Annotated in this window: 13 protein-coding genes and 1 pseudogene; 9 read left to right on the top strand and 5 right to left on the bottom strand. The window is 63.7% G+C overall.

What is annotated here, in order from left to right; all coding sequences use genetic code 11:
* Positions 1-4: 4 nt before the first annotated feature.
* Both B3H47_RS13210 and purT read left to right on the top strand, forming a co-directional pair.
* Entirely contained in the window at positions 5-652 is a 648-nt protein-coding gene (locus tag B3H47_RS13210; protein WP_013122297.1) for a DUF1345 domain-containing protein, read from the top strand.
* Between the two features lie 18 nt (positions 653-670).
* A complete protein-coding gene (purT, locus tag B3H47_RS13205; protein ID WP_286987486.1) occupies positions 671-1,876 on the top strand; it encodes a formate-dependent phosphoribosylglycinamide formyltransferase in 1,206 nt (401 codons plus the stop codon).
* A gap of 5 nt (positions 1,877-1,881) precedes the next feature.
* On the opposite strand, the gene B3H47_RS13200 is transcribed toward purT, so the two are convergent.
* Positions 1,882-4,287, bottom strand: a complete 2,406-nt coding sequence (locus tag B3H47_RS13200; RefSeq protein ID WP_286987485.1) for a putative bifunctional diguanylate cyclase/phosphodiesterase — start codon at positions 4,285-4,287, stop codon at positions 1,882-1,884.
* A gap of 166 nt (positions 4,288-4,453) precedes the next feature.
* On the bottom strand, positions 4,454-6,853 hold the full coding sequence (locus B3H47_RS13195) for a putative bifunctional diguanylate cyclase/phosphodiesterase (RefSeq protein ID WP_013122300.1): 2,400 nt from the start codon (positions 6,851-6,853) through the stop codon (positions 4,454-4,456).
* Between the two features lie 315 nt (positions 6,854-7,168).
* Here B3H47_RS13195 and B3H47_RS13190 point away from each other — a divergent pair, with 315 nt between their 5' ends.
* The 5 genes from B3H47_RS13190 (at position 7,169) to B3H47_RS13170 (ending at position 12,560) form a co-directional block, all read left to right on the top strand.
* Complete coding sequence (locus B3H47_RS13190; protein ID WP_013122301.1) at positions 7,169-7,831, top strand: hypothetical protein; 663 nt, start codon at positions 7,169-7,171, stop codon at positions 7,829-7,831.
* Between the two features lie 183 nt (positions 7,832-8,014).
* Entirely contained in the window at positions 8,015-9,460 is a 1,446-nt protein-coding gene (locus B3H47_RS13185) for an MDR family MFS transporter (protein WP_286987483.1), read from the top strand.
* Between the two features lie 52 nt (positions 9,461-9,512).
* Positions 9,513-10,055, top strand: a complete 543-nt coding sequence (locus B3H47_RS13180) for a YaeQ family protein (protein ID WP_013122303.1) — start codon at positions 9,513-9,515, stop codon at positions 10,053-10,055.
* Positions 10,056-10,082: 27 nt separating this feature from the next.
* Positions 10,083-11,057: a serine/threonine protein kinase gene (locus B3H47_RS13175; RefSeq protein ID WP_013122304.1), complete on the top strand. Its 975-nt coding sequence runs from the start codon at positions 10,083-10,085 to the stop codon at positions 11,055-11,057.
* A gap of 102 nt (positions 11,058-11,159) precedes the next feature.
* Complete coding sequence (locus B3H47_RS13170; RefSeq protein ID WP_286987481.1) at positions 11,160-12,560, top strand: MFS transporter; 1,401 nt, start codon at positions 11,160-11,162, stop codon at positions 12,558-12,560.
* A gap of 27 nt (positions 12,561-12,587) precedes the next feature.
* Here B3H47_RS13170 and B3H47_RS13165 read toward each other — a convergent pair whose 3' ends face one another.
* From B3H47_RS13165 to B3H47_RS13155, 3 genes are all read right to left on the bottom strand, one after another.
* On the bottom strand, positions 12,588-13,025 hold the full coding sequence (locus tag B3H47_RS13165; protein ID WP_286987480.1) for an excalibur calcium-binding domain-containing protein: 438 nt from the start codon (positions 13,023-13,025) through the stop codon (positions 12,588-12,590).
* A gap of 359 nt (positions 13,026-13,384) precedes the next feature.
* Positions 13,385-13,990, bottom strand: a complete 606-nt coding sequence (locus B3H47_RS13160) for an ANTAR domain-containing response regulator (protein WP_286987479.1) — start codon at positions 13,988-13,990, stop codon at positions 13,385-13,387.
* Entirely contained in the window at positions 13,987-15,162 is a 1,176-nt protein-coding gene (locus B3H47_RS13155) for a transporter substrate-binding domain-containing protein (protein WP_286987478.1), read from the bottom strand. The genes B3H47_RS13160 and B3H47_RS13155 overlap by 4 nt, the downstream gene beginning before the upstream one ends.
* Before the next feature lie 437 nt (positions 15,163-15,599).
* Here B3H47_RS13155 and B3H47_RS13150 point away from each other — a divergent pair, with 437 nt between their 5' ends.
* Positions 15,600-16,844, top strand: coding sequence for an urea ABC transporter substrate-binding protein (locus B3H47_RS13150; RefSeq protein WP_286987477.1), 1,245 nt, complete (start codon positions 15,600-15,602; stop codon positions 16,842-16,844).
* Positions 16,841-17,737 (top strand): annotated as a pseudogene (locus tag B3H47_RS13145) (hypothetical protein); the annotation flags it as partial. The gene B3H47_RS13150 and the pseudogene B3H47_RS13145, both read left to right, overlap by 4 nt.

The raw sequence follows: 17,737 nt of genomic DNA, 5'->3' as shown, positions 1-17,737 counted from the left end.
CCCCATGCGCAATCCGCTTCTCACCCTCTACCGCACACTCAGCCACCGCCCGCGTTTGAGCGCAGCCATTGCGCTGGGCGTGGTGCTGTGGGCGGTGCTCAGTGCCACTTTGCCGCACACTATTGCGCTGCTCTGGGCGTTTGATGCCAGTGCGCTGCTGTTTCTTGTCAGCACCGCCTGGATGATGGCGCACGCCACGACCGAAACCCTCAAGCGCCGCACCGAGCTGGAGGCCGAAGGACGCTGGACGGTGCTGCTGTTCAGCCTGGTGCTGTCGGGCGCGGTGTTCGCTGCGCTGTCGGTGGAGTTGCATGCGGTGCGCGGTCACCCCGGCGCGCTGGCGCTGGCCGGAAGCAGCATCGTGCTGTCCTGGTTGTTTTTTTCGGTGATCTTCGCCCTGCAATACGCCCATAGCGACTACACCGCGCGCACGGCGGGCACGCCTGCGCTGATGTTCCCCAACAGTCAGGTGCCCGATTATTGGGACTATCTCTATTTTTCCGTGGTGCTGAGCATGACCTTTCAGACCTCGGACGTGAACATCGCCGGGCGGCATGTGCGCCATCTGGTGTTGCTGCACAGCGTGGCGGCGTTCTTTTTCAATGTGGTGATTCTGGCGCTGACGGTCAATGCCTTGGCCGGCGCTTTCTAAATCGTGAAGGACTTTGACATGACGACCCTTGGCACCCCGCTTTCCCCTTCGGCCACCCGCGTGATGCTGCTCGGCGCGGGCGAACTGGGCAAGGAAGTGCTCATCGCGCTGCAGCGCCTGGGCGTGGAAACCATCGCGGTGGACCGCTATGACCACGCGCCTGGGCAGCAGGTGGCGCACCATGCCCGCACGATTCAAATGACCGATCCCGAGGCCTTGCGCGCCCTCATCCTGCAGGAAAAGCCGCATCTGGTGGTGCCGGAAATCGAGGCCATCGCCACGCCAGTGCTCGAAGAGCTGGAGGCTGCCGGTGTGGTGACCGTCATTCCCACAGCCCGCGCGGCGCGGCTGACCATGAACCGCGAAGGCATCCGCCGACTGGCCGCCGAAGAGCTGGGTCTGGCTACCTCGCCCTATGCCTTCGCCGATTCGCTGGAGCAACTGCAGGCCGCGATCGATGGCGGCATCGGCTATCCCTGCGTGGTCAAGCCGGTGATGAGTTCCTCGGGCAAGGGGCAGAGCAAGCTCGACGGCCCGGCCGACGTGCGCCCCGCCTGGGAGGCGGCGATGTCGGGCGGGCGCGTGGCGCAGAGCCGTGTGATCGTCGAGGGTTTCATCGATTTCGATTATGAAATTACCCAGCTCACCGTGCGCAGCGTGGGCGCCGACGGCGCCGTGCGCACCGACTTCTGCGAACCCATCGGCCATGTGCAAGTGGCCGGCGACTATGTGGAAAGCTGGCAGCCGCACCCCATGAACCCGGTAGCGCTGGAGCGCAGCCGCGACATGGCGCGGCGCATCACCGAGGCGCTGGGCGGGCGCGGCATTTTTGGCGTGGAACTGTTCGTCAAGGGCGAGCAGGTGTGGTTCAGCGAGGTCAGCCCGCGCCCGCACGACACCGGGCTGGTCACCCTCATCACCCAGTGGCAGAGCGAGTTCGAGCTGCACGCCCGGGCCATACTTGGCCTGCCGGTGGACCCGTCGCTCAAGACCGCGGGCGCCAGCGCGGTGATCTACGGCGGTGTCGAGGCGCGCGGCGTGCGCTTCGAAGGCGTGGAAGCGGCGCTGGCCATACCCGGAACCGATCTGCGACTGTTCGGCAAACCCGAGAGTTTTGTGAAACGCCGCATGGGCGTGGCGCTGGCCCGCGCCGAATCGACCGACGCCGCGCGCGCCAATGCCAAGCGCGCCGCGCAGCAGGTGCGGGTGGTGGCGTCAAGCTGAGAGCGTTATAGCGGCAAGGTGGGGTGCATCGAGCTGTCGAAACCGCCGGAGCGCGAGTCGGCGTTTCGGTCGGCATCTCGGCCCGCTTGGCGCGACGCCGATTCCGCCGCCATGGGCGGAATGTTCACCAGCACCAGATTCCAGAACTGATGCCGCACCACGCGGCTGTGCGCCTTGAGCTGCGCGGCCTGCGCCGGCTCGATCGGCGCCCTGGTCGCCAGCTGCTCGCGCAGCCGGGTGTGAAAGATGTGCAGCTCGCGAATCAGGCGCAGGAACGCGGGCCGATCTTCATACATCGCCTGATGGGTCTGGCACCAAAGACCCAGCTCGCTTTGCAGCGCGGCGTTCGGCTTGAGAAACTGCTGACGCTCACTCTCGCTCAAGGTGTCTTGCTGCGCGCGCAGCGCCACGGCGTTGTGCCACACCAGGGCCTGAATGGCATCGGCCGAGATGGCCGGCTGGTGGCGCAGCGAGGCCGTCCAGGGGATGAGTTGGGGCCAGTTGGATAGCCAGACTTCGAAGTCGGACAGCGACAGCGGCGGCGAAATGGCGTAGCCCTGAAAGCGCCGACAGCCCATGGACGACAGCGCCAGCGCATGCTGCGCCGAGCCCACGCCTTCGCCGATCACTTCCAGCCCCATGAGCTCGGCGATGCGCAGCAGGCCGTAGGAAATGCTCAGGCCCGCGCCGCTGGTGAACAGGTCATGGGTGAAGCTGCGGTCAATCTTGACCGAGGTGATTTCGAGCTGCTGCAAGTGGATCAGGCTGGCGCTGCCAGTGCCGAAGTCGTCAAGGATGACCTGCACGCCCAGCTGGCGGCATTGCGCGACCATGAAGCGCGCCATCGCGCCGTCGAGCTCGGAGCCGTGCTCGGTCAGCTCCAGCGCCAGCAACCCGGGCGGGCACTGCGGATGCTGGGCCAGCACGCTGCGCAGGTCGGAGAGAAATTGCGGATCGAGAAAATGCCGCGGGCTGATGTTGACGCTGATCTGCAGCGCGCGCCCCGCACCGAACCAGGCGTCGGCCTGGCGCATGGCCGCGGCCAGTACGAAACGGCCCACCGCCACGGCCAGGGTGTCGTCGTCGAGCACGGCCTCGAAAGTCGCTGCGCGGTGCAAGCCCGCCGCGTCGCGCAGCCGTAGCAGAGCTTCGGCGCCGTCGATCTGCACCTGCGGTTCCGCCCCTTTGGTGGTTGATGCCGCCTGCAGAGACAGAATGGGCTGATACTGCAGTTCCAGCCGGTTGTCGCGCAGCGCCGACTGCACCCATTGCAGCTTGCGGTGCCGCTCCTGCATGGCGTCTTCCATCTGCTGATCGAAGATGCGGTATTGCTGTCGGCCGTTTTTCTTCGCCGCATACATGGCCATGTCGGCCCGCCGCACCAGGGTTTGCGCGTCGACGGGCGCGTCGGGCTGCTGTACCACCAGACCGAGCGACAGCCCGATCTGCAGGCTGTTGCCCTGAATGATGAACGGCGCTTCGATGCAGTTCACCAGCCGTTTGGCGATGTAGCTGAGCTGCTGTTCGGTGCTGTAGCCGGGCAGCAGCACCACGAATTCATCGCCGCCGAAACGGGCCAGCAGATCGCCCTCGCGCAGCACACCGCGCAGCCGTTGTCCCACGGCGACCAGCAACTGATCGCCGATGATGTGGCCCAGCCGGTCGTTGACGGATTTGAAGCGGTCGAGATCCATCAGCCCGATGGTCAGCGTCTGGTTCGGGCGGCGCTGCATCAGCTCGTTGAGGTGATCGAGAAAGATGCGGCGATTGGCCAGCCCGGTCAGCTCGTCGCGCAGGGCGAAGCGGCGCAGCGCCTTGAACGCCTTGGTCAGCCGCAGGTTGTCCTTGATGAGCGCGCGGCTGAAGCCTTCGACGGTCATCATGAGCGTGGCGCCGAAGGCAAGCACGGTCAGCACGGCAGCCCATGCCAGTGCGCGCTGCTGCCCGTCCGCCATGGGCAACTGAATTCGGCCAGGACTGAGCCCTATCGCCACCGCGCTGAGCGCCGCGAGCAGCAGCAGGCTGGCGGCAATCTGAAGCCGACGCACATGCAGCGCGGCGATTGGAATCAACGCAAACAGCGGCAACAGGAACAGCGCCCCCAGCGACGGCAGCAAAGCGAAGAACAGGAACTGCAGCCCGGCGTTGAGCAGCAGGAACAGCGTGACCGGAAAATTCTCTGCGCTGTTCTGCGTCCGGGGGAAGTAGAGCAGCCAGTTGAGCAGGAGCAGATTGACCGTCACCCCGAGCAGGCCGTAGGCGACGGCAGCCAGCCAGGGCAGCAGCCCCGCTGCGGCATAGGCGAGCAACAGCACCGCGTAGAGCACATAACCTGCGAGAGTGCGGTTCAGCAGGGCGGTGGACGGTGCGGGGCGGTTGTCTGGGTTTTGATCAGGGGCGCGCTGCGTCATGTTCAGTCTGGGCCGCGGCACGCTGCAGGCGGGCAACCCGCGAGTGGCGGAGGCCGGACATGCTGCGCACGAGCGAAAGCGTCTTGTTGTGATGGAGTGTTCATGCGGCGCAGAGGCAATGCAAGCGGCAAGGCTTGCAGCGCCCGCTCATTTCACCAAAAAATACTCACAGAACGAGTTTGAGTGCTGGCGGGGTGGAGGGCGCCTCGATGGACTCGGCCGGAGCCGGCTCGAACACGCTGTTGAATTCGGTTGAGTTGACTTCCTCTTGGTCAGATTCGACGGGCTTGTCGACGCCCAGCAGAATCAGATTCCAGAACTGGTGCCGAATGATGCGGCTTTGCTCGCCCAGGCTCTTGATCCTGGCCGACTCCGGGCTCAGCGGGGCCTCGGCCAGTTCCTCGCGCAGCCGGTTGTGAAACACATGATGTTCGCGCATCAGTCTCAGAAATCCGGGCCGGTTGCTGTAACGCGCGCCGTTTTCGTGGCACCACAGGCCCAGGGCGCAGGCGTTCTGGGCATCTGGCTCGATGAGCTGCTTGCGTTCTTCCGAACTGATGGTGCCGCGCTCGGCGTGCAGCGCCGTATTGTTGTGCTGCACCAGGGCGTGGATCGCATCGGGCGAGATTTGCGCCTGCTTGGGCAGCAAGGCCGCCCAAGGCAGTTGCGAGCGCCAGGTGGTGAGCCAGGCATCCATGGCTTCGGCGGTCATCGGCCGGGCGATGGCATAACCCTGAAAACGGCGGCACGACATGGAGGCCAGCGCCAGCGCGTGTTGCGGCGTGCTCACGCCCTCGGCCACCACGGCCAAGCCCATCAGCGCGGCGGTGCGCAGCAGCCCGTAAGTGATACTCAGCCCGGCGCCGCTGGTGAACAGGTCGCGGGTGAAGCTGCGGTCGATCTTGACCGACGAGACCTCGAGTTGTTGCAGATGGGTGAGGCTGGCGCTGCCGGTGCCAAAGTCGTCGAGCGCGACCCGCACGCCGAGATGGCGGCACCGGCTGACGACAAAGCTGGCCATGCGGCTGTCGAGCTCGGAGCCATGCTCGGTGACTTCGAGCACGAGCCGTTCCGGCGGACATTGCGGATGGCGTTCCAGCGCGGTACGCAGGTCGGAGAGAAATTGCGGGTCGAGAAAATGGCGCGGACTGATGTTGACGTTGACCTGAATCTCCCGGCCCTGCAGATGCCAGCGCTGCGCCTGATCGAGCGCGGCAGACAGTACGAAACGTCCGACCGGCACACCGATTTGCTCGTCATCGAGCACCGACTCGAAGGCGCCCGCCGTGTGCACGCCGTCGGCGTCGCGCAGGCGCAGCAGCGCCTCGGCACTATGGACGCCAACCACGCCCGCAGCCGTGCCGCCATCGAGTGACAGAATGGGCTGGTAGTGCAGTTCCAGCCGGTTGTGATGCAGCGCGTCGAGCACCCAGTTGAGCTTGCGATCATGCTCCTGCAGGGCGTCTTCCATATGCTGGTCGAAAAAGCGGTACTGCTGACGGCCGCCTTCCTTGGAGGCGTACATCGCCAGATCGGCGCGGCGCATCAAGGTGAGCGCATCCACCGGCTGCGCTTGCTGCTGAATGACGATGCCCAGCGACAGCCCGATCTGCAGGGCGTGGCTCTGCACCGTGAACTCCTGCTCCATGCTTTTGACCAATCGGTCGGCCACTGCGCGCAGCTGGTCGAGCGAGGTGTACCCGGTGAACATCACCACGAACTCGTCTCCGCCCAGCCGCGCCAGCACATCGGTCTGGCGCAGCACGCTACGCAGGCGCTGGCCCACGGCCACCAGCAGTTGATCTCCCACCGAATGGCCCAGACGGTCGTTGACGATCTTGAAGCGGTCGAGATCGATCATGCCCACGGCCAGAGCCTGATGCGGATGCTTGACCAGCGTGGCGCTCAGTTTCTGCATGAACGCCCGGCGGTTGGCCAAGCCGGTGAGATCATCGCGATGGGCGATGGTGCGATAGGTCTTGTACTCGTCGCGGATCTGCTCGTTGTGCTGCACCAGCTTGCGGCTGAAGCGCTCCTTGAACAACTGCGTGGCGATGCTGAAAGCCAGCGCTTCGGTGAACGCAATCCACAGCAGCGTCTGCTGCGTCCAGCCGTTGGTGGGAATGCTCCAGCGGCCCGCGCTCAACAAGAGGGCGATCAGGGTCATCGCCGCGATCAGGCCGTACATGAACACGATCTGGCGACGGCGAAAGCGCAGCACTTCGATGGGCACGATGCCAATCAGGATCAGCATGGCGATGAACGCAATCTGCGGTTGCCAGATGGCAAAGCCCAGCTGCACGCCCACGTTGAGCAGCAGAAAGACGTAGGTGGGGTAGGTTTTGGTGCGAACCGCTTTGTCGCTCAGGCCCTGTATCCAGAAATACAGCCCGATGTTGACCAGCGCCCCGGCCAGAAAGTAGGCCCAGGCCACGAAAGTGGGCAGCAGCCCGATCAGCCCGTAGCCCAGAATCGTGAGGGCGCCCACAGCGTATCCGACCAGATTCAGCGCCAGCAGGGCCCGCTGCGGACGCCGCGATTTGTTGGAAGGGTGGGATTGATCCATCGGTGCGAAAACGGATTGCAAGGGCTGCAGTCTGGGACGAGTCGCCCGGGGTTTTGCAGGTCTGTATTGGAGGTCAACGGAACTGCCGTAGTTTAGGGATTGACCTTGAAAGGCACTGTAAATTAACGGCGTTCATCTGACGGAAACGTACTTTTTCCACACAACTCATTACGTTTTCGCCACAAGCGGACCGAAAGGGGTCTGCTGCGCAACAGTCGAGCATTTGCTTGACCTGCATCAAAGCGGAGGTGGATGGAATCGTCATGGGTTCATGTAACTAATTGATACTCGCACTTTCTTTTTGAAAGGAAGTCCATGAAAAAAGCTCTGTTAACCGTCGCCCTCTCCGCCCTGGCCTTTTCGTCGGCCGCGTTTGCGCAAGAAGCCAAAAAGCCGCTGACCTTCAGCGAAATCCAGACCATTCGCATCATGGCTGGCGGGGTGGTGGGCAACGCCCTGGCCCAGACCATGCAGCGTCCGCATCTGGGCCTTCTGGTGAACCGTTCCGTGATCTGCAACGATCTGGCCGGCGGCATCGGCGGCACCTTGACGGTGAACAAGGCCGACTCCCGGTTGACCTTTGAGTCGGTGAAGGACAAGGCAGAGATCGCCCCCGCCGTCGCCCACCTCCTGCCCTCAGACGGCATATACCTCGCCTTTGGCGGCGAGTGGAAGAGGGAAGAAAACATGGCGCTGCTCGAAGTTGCGCTGGAACAACTGGCCGAGCACAACTACAAGGGCAGTGTGATTTTCCACGTCACCACTTGGGCGCAAAAGCAGCCGCAAGAGATCGCCGCGCGCAACCCCAAAATCGCCAAATATTTTGAAACCGCCACCCTGCGCGCCGTCACGCTGGATCTGAACAAAAAAGAGGCCATGATCAACAAGATCAGCTTCGACGGCAAAGACTACAAACTCAACGTCGCCGCCACCGCTCCGATGCGCGACGATTTGGTGGAACTGTTCAAGCGCCAGTAAACCCGGCGGCCGTAAACGCCTCGTCTGCACGACGCCCCACAACACCCCGCCCCGGCGGGGTGTTGTGCTTTTTGGCGCTGAGCAAAAGCAAGTGAGACTGCCGCAGCGGTGATTCGTGTCCTGGCGGACAATCACGCAACACCGCCAGCGCTGATCCTCCCTCGTTTTTTGTCGCCCATCCCGTTGTCTCAAATCCCCCCTTCCGCTGAACAGCCGTCGCCGATCACGGACGACTCGGCTCAGCAAGGACGCCCGCTGGTGGCCATCATCGTGGCCATCGCCTTTCTGATGGAGCAACTCGACGCCACCATCGTCACCACCGCCATTCCCGACATGGCGCGCTCGCTGCAGGTCAGCGCGGTGCAGATGAGTCTGGCTGTGAGCGCCTATGTGCTGACCCTGGCGGTATTCATTCCACTGAGCGGCTGGTGCGCCGACCGCTTCGGCGGCCGCCGCGTGTTCGTGGCCGCTCTGGGGCTCTTCACCACCGGCTCGGTGCTGTGCGGGCTGGCCGACAGTTTTCCCATGCTGGTCGCGATGCGGGTGTTGCAGGGTTTGGGCGGGGCGATGATGACGCCGGTCGGACGCCTCATTTTGCTGCGCAACTTTCCGCGCTCGCAGCTGGTTCGCGCCATGACCTATGCGACGCTGCCCGCCATCATCGGGCCGGTGATCGGGCCGCTGCTCGGCGGCTATCTCACCACGGCGCTGTCGTGGCGCTGGATTTTCTATGTCAACCTGCCTTTCGGTCTGCTGGGCATGGTGCTGACCGCGCGCTTCATCCGCGACCTCGATACCCCTGCGCCGCCAGCCTTCGATCTGTGGGGCTTCATGTTGTTCGGCCTGGCGGTGGGCTTGGTGCAGGTCAGCCTGGAAGGCGCTGACCGCCTGCCGGTCGCCTGGCTGGCTGTGCTGCTGTTGGGGGCGGTGGCGCTGCTGGGCCTGTTTTGGCACCACAGCCGCAGCCGCAAGCATCCGGCGGTCGATCTGGGTCTGCTGCGCGAACGCGCCTTCGGCATTGCCACCCTGGCGGGCGGGCTGTGCCGCATTGCGATGAACGGGCCGGTTTATCTGTTGCCGCTCATGCTGCAACTCGGGCTGGGCATGAGCCCGGTGCAGTCGGGCGCGCTCACCTTTCTGTCGGCCGTGGCCTCGCCGGTGGTGCGGGTGTTCGTCGGCACCGCCCTGCGGCGGCTGGGTTTTCGCACCCTGCTGCTGATCAGTGCCCTGGCCTGCACCACCAGCCTGTGCACCTTCGCCCTCATCGGGCCGCACACCGAAACGGCGTGGATTGCGGCGGCCATCGTGTTCTACGGCCTGGTGCGCTCCACCCAGTTCATGACCTCCAACACCCTGGCCTATGCCGACATCGATGCGCAACGCCTGAGTCGCGCCACCAGTCTGGGCGGGCTGCTGCAGCAACTCACCGTGAGTTTCGGCGTTTCACTGGGCGCTGCGTGGCTGGGCCTGTTCACGCCCCACCACTTGATGCCCTCGCTGGCGACCTTTCATCTATCTTTTCTGCTGCTGGCCGCGCTGCCGCTGCTCGCCTTGCCCGTCTTTATCCGCCTGCAGCCGCACGACGGCGCCATCGTCAGCGGGCATGTGGCGCCGCAGAATGGCGGGTGACAGTGACGCGGCAACGCACAATGCAGAGTTTCCTTCCCGAGTGATGCATGCCATGGCGCTGAAAGCAACGATTTACAAAGCCGACCTGCAGGTGGCCGACATGGACCGGCATTACTACGCCGACCATGCCCTGACCCTGGCCTGCCACCCCTCCGAGACCGAGGAGCGCATGATGGTGCGGGTGCTGCTCTACGCGCTGTATGCGCAGGAGGGCATCGCCCTGACCAAGGGTCTGTTCGATGTGGACGAGCCCGACATCTGGGTGAAAGACCTCACCGGCGCGGTCAAGCTGTGGATCGACATCGGCCAGCCCGATGAGAGCCGCGTGCGCAAAGCCTGCGGGCGCGCGGATCAGGTTGTCGTGGTCTGCCATGCCAGCAGTTGTCCGGTGTGGTGGAAGCAGAACGCGGGCAAGCTCGCGCGGCTGAAAAACCTCACCGTGCTGCGTCTGCCGCCTGAGGTCAGCCAGGCTCTGGGTGGCCTCACCGAGCGCACGATGCAGTTGCAATGTCTGGTGCAGGATGGCGCGGTGTCGCTCAGCAGCGCAGCGGCAACGATGGCTGTCGAACTTGAGACACTGCAAGCCGCCGCTTAAAGGGCCATCAAAGGGGCCATCAAAGTCATGTCTCAGCTCACCTATGCCGATCTCAGTCCCGATGGCGTGCTCGACGCGATCGACAGCCTGGGCCTGCGCTGCGACGGCACGCTGCTGCAGCTCAACAGTTACGAGAACCGGGTATTTCAGGTGGGCCTGGAAGACGGCAGCCAGCGCATCGCCAAGTTCTACCGCCCCGGCCGCTGGAGCGACGCGGCCATTCTGGAAGAACACGCCTTCACCCTGGAACTGGCCGAGCGCGAGGTGCCGGTCGTGCCACCCCTGCTCTTGGGCGGCCGCACCCTGCATGCCGTCGCCGGACATCGGCTGGCCCTGTTCGCGCGCCAGGGCGGGCGCACTCCGGAGATCGAACAGGACGAGACGCTGGAATGGTTGGGCCGCTCTCTCGGCAGGCTCCATGCCGTTGGCGCCGCGCGTGCCTACCAAGCCCGCCCCACGCTGGATGTGCAGACCTTCGGCGTGGCGTCGCGCGACTTGTTGCGCGACGGCGGCTGGCTGCCCGAAGACCTGCGCGCCGCTTGGCTCACCGTCGTCGATCAGGCGCTTGACGCCGTGCGCCAGGCCTATGCGCGGGCCGGGGACGTGTCGCTGATCCGGCTGCATGGCGATTGCCATCCGGGCAATCTGCTCTGGACCGACGAGGGCCCGCATTTCGTCGACTTCGACGACAGCCGCAGCGGCCCCGCGATTCAGGATTTGTGGATGCTGCTCTCGGGCGACGAGGCCGATATGCGACGTCAGTTTGCGGCGCTGCTGCGCGGCTACGAGATGTTCCGCGAGTTCGACGATCGCGAGAAACACCTTGTCGAGGCCCTGCGCACCCTGCGCCTGCTGCATCACAGCGCCTGGATCGCCAGCCGCTGGAGCGATCCCGCATTTCCCGCGGCGTTTCCCTGGTTCGGCAGCGTGCGTTACTGGCAGGACCGCATCCTGGAGTTGCGCGAGCAAGTCGCGTTGATGCAGGAACCGCCGCGGATTTAGGAGCCGCATGGAGAGATCAATGCAACCATCGGCGGTCCATCGATGCTGTTCTTTACATCCATGCTCGCGTTCCATCATTCCCCCCATGCCCTGTCTTTTCCCGTGAAACCGATACCGTCTCGCCGCGATGCAGCGCCCCATGCGCAGACCGAGACTGGCGACTCCCTCGAACCCGGGCAGCTCTGGGCCTTGGTCGGTGTGCTGCTCGCGACGGTGCTGGTCGTGCTCGACGGCACCATCGTCAACGTCGCCCTGCCCACGATTTCCACCGAATTGCACGTCAGCGCGTCGCAGGCGATCTGGGTGGTCACGGCCTACCAGATGGCCCTGGTCATGGCGCTGTTCCCCTGCGCGGCCATCGGCGACAAGATCGGGCATCGCACGCTCTACGTCGGCGGCGTCGCGGTGTTCACCCTGGCCTCGGCCCTGTGTGTCATGGCGCCGAGCTTCGGCTGGCTGGTGGCTGCGCGGTTCATTCAGGGTCTGGGCGGCGCGGGCATCATGGCGCTCAACGCCGCTTTGCTGCGCGCCATCGTGCCGCAGCGCATGCTGGGCCGCGCCATCGGCTGGAGCGCACTGACCGTGGCCCTGTCCTCAGCAGCCGGGCCGACCCTCGGCGCGGTGATTCTTTCGCTGGCCGACTGGCGCTGGCTGTTTGCCGTCAACCTGCCGGTTGGCTTGCTCACCCTGCTGGCGCTGCGGAGGCTGCCGCGGAGCGCACCGGGTCAGCGCCCGCTCGATCTGCCCAGTATGGCCCTGAACGCCCTGGGTTTTGCCACGCTCGTGCTCGGCGTCGACCGGCTCGCGGCCTCGCCCGCGCAAGGCGCTGTGCTGATGGCAGTGGCTGTCGCGGCCTTTGCGGCGCTGATCGCACGCGAATGGCGGGTTGAAGCGCCGCTCATTCCGCTCGATCTTCTGCGCGTGCCCGCGTTCCGGCTGTCGGTGTTCGCCTCGATCTGCTGCTTCGCGGCGCAGATCGCGGGCATCGTCGCCCTGGTCTTCGACTTTCAAAACCGCCTCGGCGAAAGCGCGCTGGTCACTGGCCTCGCATTGACCCCCTGGCCCCTGACGGTCGCCGTGGCTGCCCCTTGGGCCGGGCGCCTGGCCGACCGCGTATCCACCGCCGCCCTCTGCACCTTCGGCGCCGTCTGTCTGGCTGCAGGCCTGCTGTTAGCCGCCTGGATGACGCAGGAACAGCGTCTGCTGCCCCTCGTCGCCAGTACCGTGTTGTGCGGTCTGGGCTTCGGATTCTTCCAGGTGCCGAACAACCGCAACATGCTGCTCGCCGCCCCCCGCGCACGCAGCGCGGCGGCCGGCGGCATGCAAGCCACCGCGCGGCTCTCAGGCCAGACCGCGGGCGCCGTGGCCAGCTCGCTGGTGTTTCACCTGGTGGCCGGAGCTCACGCCCCTCAGGTAGGCCTGCTGGTTGCCACCGGCCTGGCCGCGCTGGGCGCCTTGTTCAGCGTGATGCGTGTAGCGCAGGGCGGGACGGCAAAGTCGTGAGACGCCGGGTCAGCACAAGCGCTCGGGTTAGCGGCTGCACCACTGCTGCTCGCAGGGAGTGCCGTCCCTGTTGCCGTCCATCTTCACGCCGGGGCAATGGGCGAGAAAGTACTTGGCTTCGGCGCAAGAGCGCATCTGCGAGCAATGGATGCGTCCATCGCAGGTGAAACCGGAAACGGTTGCCGCCGAGGAGCCCGACAGCGATGTGGCGTGTGGTTGCGTGGTTTGCTTTGCGGCTTGTGCTGCGGCTTGCGCTGCGCGCTTCTTTTTTTCAGCGGCGTTCAGTTCATCGATTGACGGCGGGTTTCGCACTTGAGCAGATGGGCAGGGCGTTTGCTGAAAAGTGACTGTGCCATTCACGATGCATTTGTTCATCGGCGCCGCCTCAACGGCAGAGGTGAACAAAGCAAAAAACAAAGCGGCGCCCAGGAATTGTTCCTGCCAAATATAGTCGCAAACGCCCACCGAGCACGCCTGCGCCTCGGAAGCGCCCCGTCGCGATACGCGTGGCGCGCAAAGTCGCAAACTCCCTTGGATCCGTGCGAGCGCGCCTTTGGCTCGCGACTGTTGGCGCCGGTGCCGATTTGAGCCACATGCCGATAGGCGACTGCGCAATGGCAAACGAGCTGCGCACGGTATCAGGCTTGAATTTCGGCGCGTTCCAACCGGTCCGCAGCAAACCCGGCGCATGCCTCAAATCGGCGTCGGTGCCAGCAGCGGCGGGACTGAAACCGGCACGGAACGGATCCCGGAACCACTACGCGAGAAAGTGAAATTCCACTTCCTGTTGCTCGAGACCTGCATCCGACACGGGACAGGCCAAATCAATCGAGCCCAAGTGTCTTGTGCGCCTCGATGATGTTGTGGGCGACGTCTTCGATATTCGAGCGCTTGGCCATGGATTGGGAGCGCAGGATTGCATAGGCCTCGTCTTCGGAGATGCCGCGGGCTTCCATCATGATCTGCTTGGCCTGCTGTACGACCCGCTGCTTGGTGGACTTCTGCTCGAGGCGCTGGATGTAGCGCTCGCGCGTATGTCGCGCCTTGTGTTGCATGAGGGCCACCGCGATTGCCGTCAGGAGGCCAAATGAGCGTACCGGAGAGGCGATTGTGGTGAAGGCATTGAGCTGCAGCACCGCCTCGATGGTGATGGGGCTTTCATAAGTTACCACGGGGATGACCGGCGGCGTCGAAGGCTGTCCGATCCAGGGATATTCGATGCCGAGTGTTTCCGGACGCACGGCCAGCAGCACGATTCCGGTGTCCGGCGGCAGGACCCTGAGCTCGGGCCAGTAGGTCTGCACATTGCAGCCAATGCGGTGGAGTTGGGCAGACAGCTCATCGCCGTCCTGGTCCGGTGGGTGGATCACGACCACCTGGAGCGACCGAATCTGTCGCAGGACCGTAGCGTGTTCGGGTATGCGCGTCATTCCCGGTCCTCCGATCCCTGCATATTCTTGCCCACTGTGCCCAGCCAGTCAGGCGTCGAGTGGGAAACCACATAAGGGTCGGCCTTTGCGCGCTCAGGCGCGCTGACCAGGATGTCGAACTGGCCGTGCGCATTGGCCCGGCCGATCCGCGGCCGAAGGTAGGTGTGGTGGTTGTGCTCGTCGATGCGAACGCGGCCCTGTGGAGCGTCGTACTCAAGGCCTGGAAGAACGCGGAGCAGGTGCTCCGGATCGTCGCTTCCGACGCGTCTGATGGCGTCGGCGAGCATGTGCATTTGGAAATAGGCCGCCTCCCAGCACATATTGGTGACAAGCTGCTCGCCGAATCGATCGTGATAACGTGAGATGGCATGCCTGTTCTGGGGTGTATCGACAGACTGAAAGTAGGCAGCGCAGGTAATATGGCCTTCCGCCAAGTCGGCGCCCATGATGGCGATCTCCGCTTCGCTGGTCATGTGGCTTGCGATGGGCACCGCGTAGGGGTCGAGTCCCACGGTCGCGAATGCACGATGCAGGAGTGTGATGCCCTCGCCGACCACGGTCGAGAAGATGAAGTCCGGCATGGCGCTCTTGATCCTCCGGGCCACGTCGAGATAACTCTCCCAGGTCGCGTCGAGCGGAAGATAGGTTTCCGAGATCTTCTCGCCGCCGCGCTCGAGAATGAGGTCGCTCATGACGCGGTTGGACTCGTATGGGCAGATGTAGTCCGAGCCGACCATCCACACGCGCGAACCAAAGTTTGAGAGCATGAAGCCCGCAAGGGGAAGTGAATTCTGGTTCGGCGCAGCACCCGCATAGATCACGTTTCGGCTGTACTCGAAACCCTCATAGGGGGTAGCGTAAAACAGCAAAGCATCATGCCGCTCGACGATTGGAATCACCGCCTTGCGGGTGCTGGACATGTAGCAGCCGAAGAGGAGGCGCACGTCGTGTTCAAGGATGAGTTGCTCGGCGATGCCCGCGTAGCGGCGTGGATTGCTTTCTGGATTCACGCAGAGCAGTTCAATCTCGCGACCCAGAACGCCGCCGTCGCGATTCACCTCCTCTGCCGCCATGATCACCGCACGCTGCTGAGTCTCCTCGACAGTCGAGGTCACGCCGGTGGTGGAATAGAGAACGCCGATCTTGATGGGGCCGTCTTTGGTGTGTGCCATTGCGATTGATAGATGGAATAGCGCGAGAAAGGATGCGCCCCCAAATCGGGGCTTTTTCAGGTGAAAATGCACGACTTTTGTGCATTGCGCGCCATGTTGGGGTGTCTTGAGTTTCGATTGGAGGTAGACCAACTCCAGCAAGAATCGTGCTTGTCCAGGCATCCCCAAGAGCGGGATGCGTCCGCACTTCGGCTGGTATTCGAGGGAGCGGCCGGTTTGCCGCTGATTCGCAGAGGATCTGGCACGCCCCTTGCGTCTCCCATCCCGTCGGAATTGCCACGAGCCTTCGGGCTTTGATCCATCCGACATCATGAAAGTCGCTCCTGACAAAGTCGTCTCGAGCGGCACCGGCCATAGAAGCCCGAAAACCAGCACGCCTGGTTTCGGGCTTTTTTATTTGTTTTTTTTTGGACCCCTACCTTTGTTGGAGCTTTGGCATGAAAAGACGCGTATTCCTATCCGCTCTCGGTTCGAGCGTAGTTGCCACGGCAGGAACGGTTCTGCCACAGTCGGTCCTGGCTGCCGGAAACAAGGACCCCATCAAACTCGGCCTGCTGTTTTCCCAGTCGGGGACGATGGCCAACAACGAGTCGCTGCTCAAGGACATTTCCTTGATGACCATCGACCAGATCAACGCACGCGGCGGTGTGCTCGGACGCAAGGTCGAGGGCGTCGTCGTCGATCCGGGTTCGGATTGGCCGATGTATGCCCAGCTATCCAAGCGGCTGATCCTGAGCGACAAGGTGGCTGCCATCTTCGGGTGCTGGACTTCCGTTTCGCGCAAGTCCGTCCTGCCGGTGGTGGAAGCGCAGGACAGCCTGCTGTTCTACCCGCTTCACTTCGAGGGCGAGGAGGATTCGAAAAACGTGGTCTACCTGAATTCGCCCCCCAGCAGTTCCGTGCTCCCCGCCGTCGAATACCTGATGAGCCCGAGCGGCGGCGGCGCCAAGCGCTTCTACATGATCGGTAGCGACTATGTGTGGCCGCGGACGATCAACAAGATCCTGAAGGGGTACTGGAAGACCAAGGGCATCCCGGAATCCGCCTGGCGCGAACACTATGTTCCCTTCGGCCAGTCCAACTTCCAGACCATCGTCCGGGAAATCAAGGAGTTCGCCGCCCAGCCGGGCGGTCAGGCCATCGTGGTGATGACAGTGGTCGGCGATTCTATCCCCGCGCTGTTCAAGGAAGCCGTCAACCAGGGCATTCGCGCCACCGACATTCCCATCCTCGGCCTCGACGTCGTGGACAGCGATCTTCAGGGTCTGGACACCAAGCCTCTGGTCGGACACCTGAGCTGCTGGGATTACTTCCAGAACGTCAACACGCCCCTGAATACCAAACTCAAGAACGATTGGCGGAACTATGTCGAGACCAACAAGCTGAAGCATCGTCCGGACATGGTCATCGACCCGATGGTCTCCACCTACCTGGGGCTCAATCTCTGGGCCAAGGCAGTTGAAAAGGCCAAGTCCACCAAGACAGCCGCAGTGCGCAAGGCGCTCGCCGGTTTGACGATCGAGGATCCCGCTGGCTACGTCGACAAGATGGACATGTCGAACCAGTACCTCTGGCGCGGCGACATGATCGGTTCCATCAACGCCAATCAGGGTTTCGACATCCTGTGGAAGTCGACAGACATCGTCAAGCCCATCCCGTACAGCCCGTTCGTCAAGGCTTGATTTCGCACGCCCGGCCTGGCAGCCCGTTCACTCCGCGGGCTGCAGGTGGCGATGCTGTCGATACGTTCACGGAAATCTTCATGATGGATTGGAAACGGTTGTTGCATTGGGCCGAGTTGGCCGGCATGGCGCTCTGCTTGTGCGCCATGGGCGGCCAGGCCGTGTTCGCCGCTGGACAAGCCGAACCGCTGCGCGCAACCGCAGTTCAGTCGTTCTGTGCGGAAGGCGACCATCCAGACGCGCTTGCCAAGCTGGTCGGCCTGGGCATCCAGGGCGACCCGGTGAATCGCGCCTGGGCGAATACGGTTGTGATGGCGATCCGCGACGGGGAGTTGATCTGCACGCCGCGTGGAGGTGCGGTGATCTCCCGAAACGGGCGCAATCTCGACGCCGTGACGCTTGCGCCGGCGCAGGTGACGCCCAGCGGAACGCCCTACGTTCCGACCATCGTGATGATGCGCAGGCTTGCAGTGGCCACTGCCGAGATGGATCTGTTCAGCGAGCATCGGGATTTGCGCGAAAAGGCCGCAGCCCAGGTTAGCAAGTTCTTCATGCTGCTCGACCCGGACATCCTGCGGCAGGCGATCCAGCGCCAGGGTGATGCCGACATCAAGGCCACGCTCGAACTCGCCATGGCCAAGCGAGGCTTGTACTCCAGCGACAAGAGGGAACAACTGGCAGCCATCAAGGCGCTCGGCGAGGCTCCCAGCGAAAGCTCGCGCACGCTGCTGACCGATTACCTCGCGAACGACCAGGTCCGCGCAGAGCCGCAACTCGCCAAGGCTGCCGAAGCGGCCTTGCACAGCATCGATCAGCGGCTATCCATCGGGAAGGCGCTGTCCGTCCTGTTCAGCGGACTGAGCTATGCGGGGATGTTCGTGCCGAACGAAAAT

Source organism: Thiomonas sp. UBA7699, assembly GCF_002482605.1.
GTDB lineage: Bacteria > Pseudomonadota > Gammaproteobacteria > Burkholderiales > Burkholderiaceae_C > Thiomonas > Thiomonas arsenitoxydans.
Note: the sequence above shows the minus strand (reverse complement) of the source record. Positions and strands in the feature narration are given on the sequence as shown.

Bases quoted from the DNA above. Each gene is read 5' to 3' on its own strand.
- B3H47_RS13210 (WP_013122297.1), top strand. From the start codon at position 5: ATGCGCAATCCGCTTCTCACCCTCTACCGCACACTCAGCCACCGCCCG.
- purT (WP_286987486.1), top strand. From the start codon at position 671: ATGACGACCCTTGGCACCCCGCTTTCCCCTTCGGCCACCCGCGTGATG.
- B3H47_RS13200 (WP_286987485.1), bottom strand. From the start codon at position 4,287: ATGACGCAGCGCGCCCCTGATCAAAACCCAGACAACCGCCCCGCACCG.
- B3H47_RS13195 (WP_013122300.1), bottom strand. From the start codon at position 6,853: ATGGATCAATCCCACCCTTCCAACAAATCGCGGCGTCCGCAGCGGGCC.
- B3H47_RS13190 (WP_013122301.1), top strand. From the start codon at position 7,169: ATGAAAAAAGCTCTGTTAACCGTCGCCCTCTCCGCCCTGGCCTTTTCG.
- B3H47_RS13180 (WP_013122303.1), top strand. From the start codon at position 9,513: ATGGCGCTGAAAGCAACGATTTACAAAGCCGACCTGCAGGTGGCCGAC.
- B3H47_RS13175 (WP_013122304.1), top strand. From the start codon at position 10,083: ATGTCTCAGCTCACCTATGCCGATCTCAGTCCCGATGGCGTGCTCGAC.
- B3H47_RS13160 (WP_286987479.1), bottom strand. From the start codon at position 13,990: ATGACGCGCATACCCGAACACGCTACGGTCCTGCGACAGATTCGGTCG.
- B3H47_RS13155 (WP_286987478.1), bottom strand. From the start codon at position 15,162: ATGGCACACACCAAAGACGGCCCCATCAAGATCGGCGTTCTCTATTCC.
- B3H47_RS13150 (WP_286987477.1), top strand. From the start codon at position 15,600: ATGAAAAGACGCGTATTCCTATCCGCTCTCGGTTCGAGCGTAGTTGCC.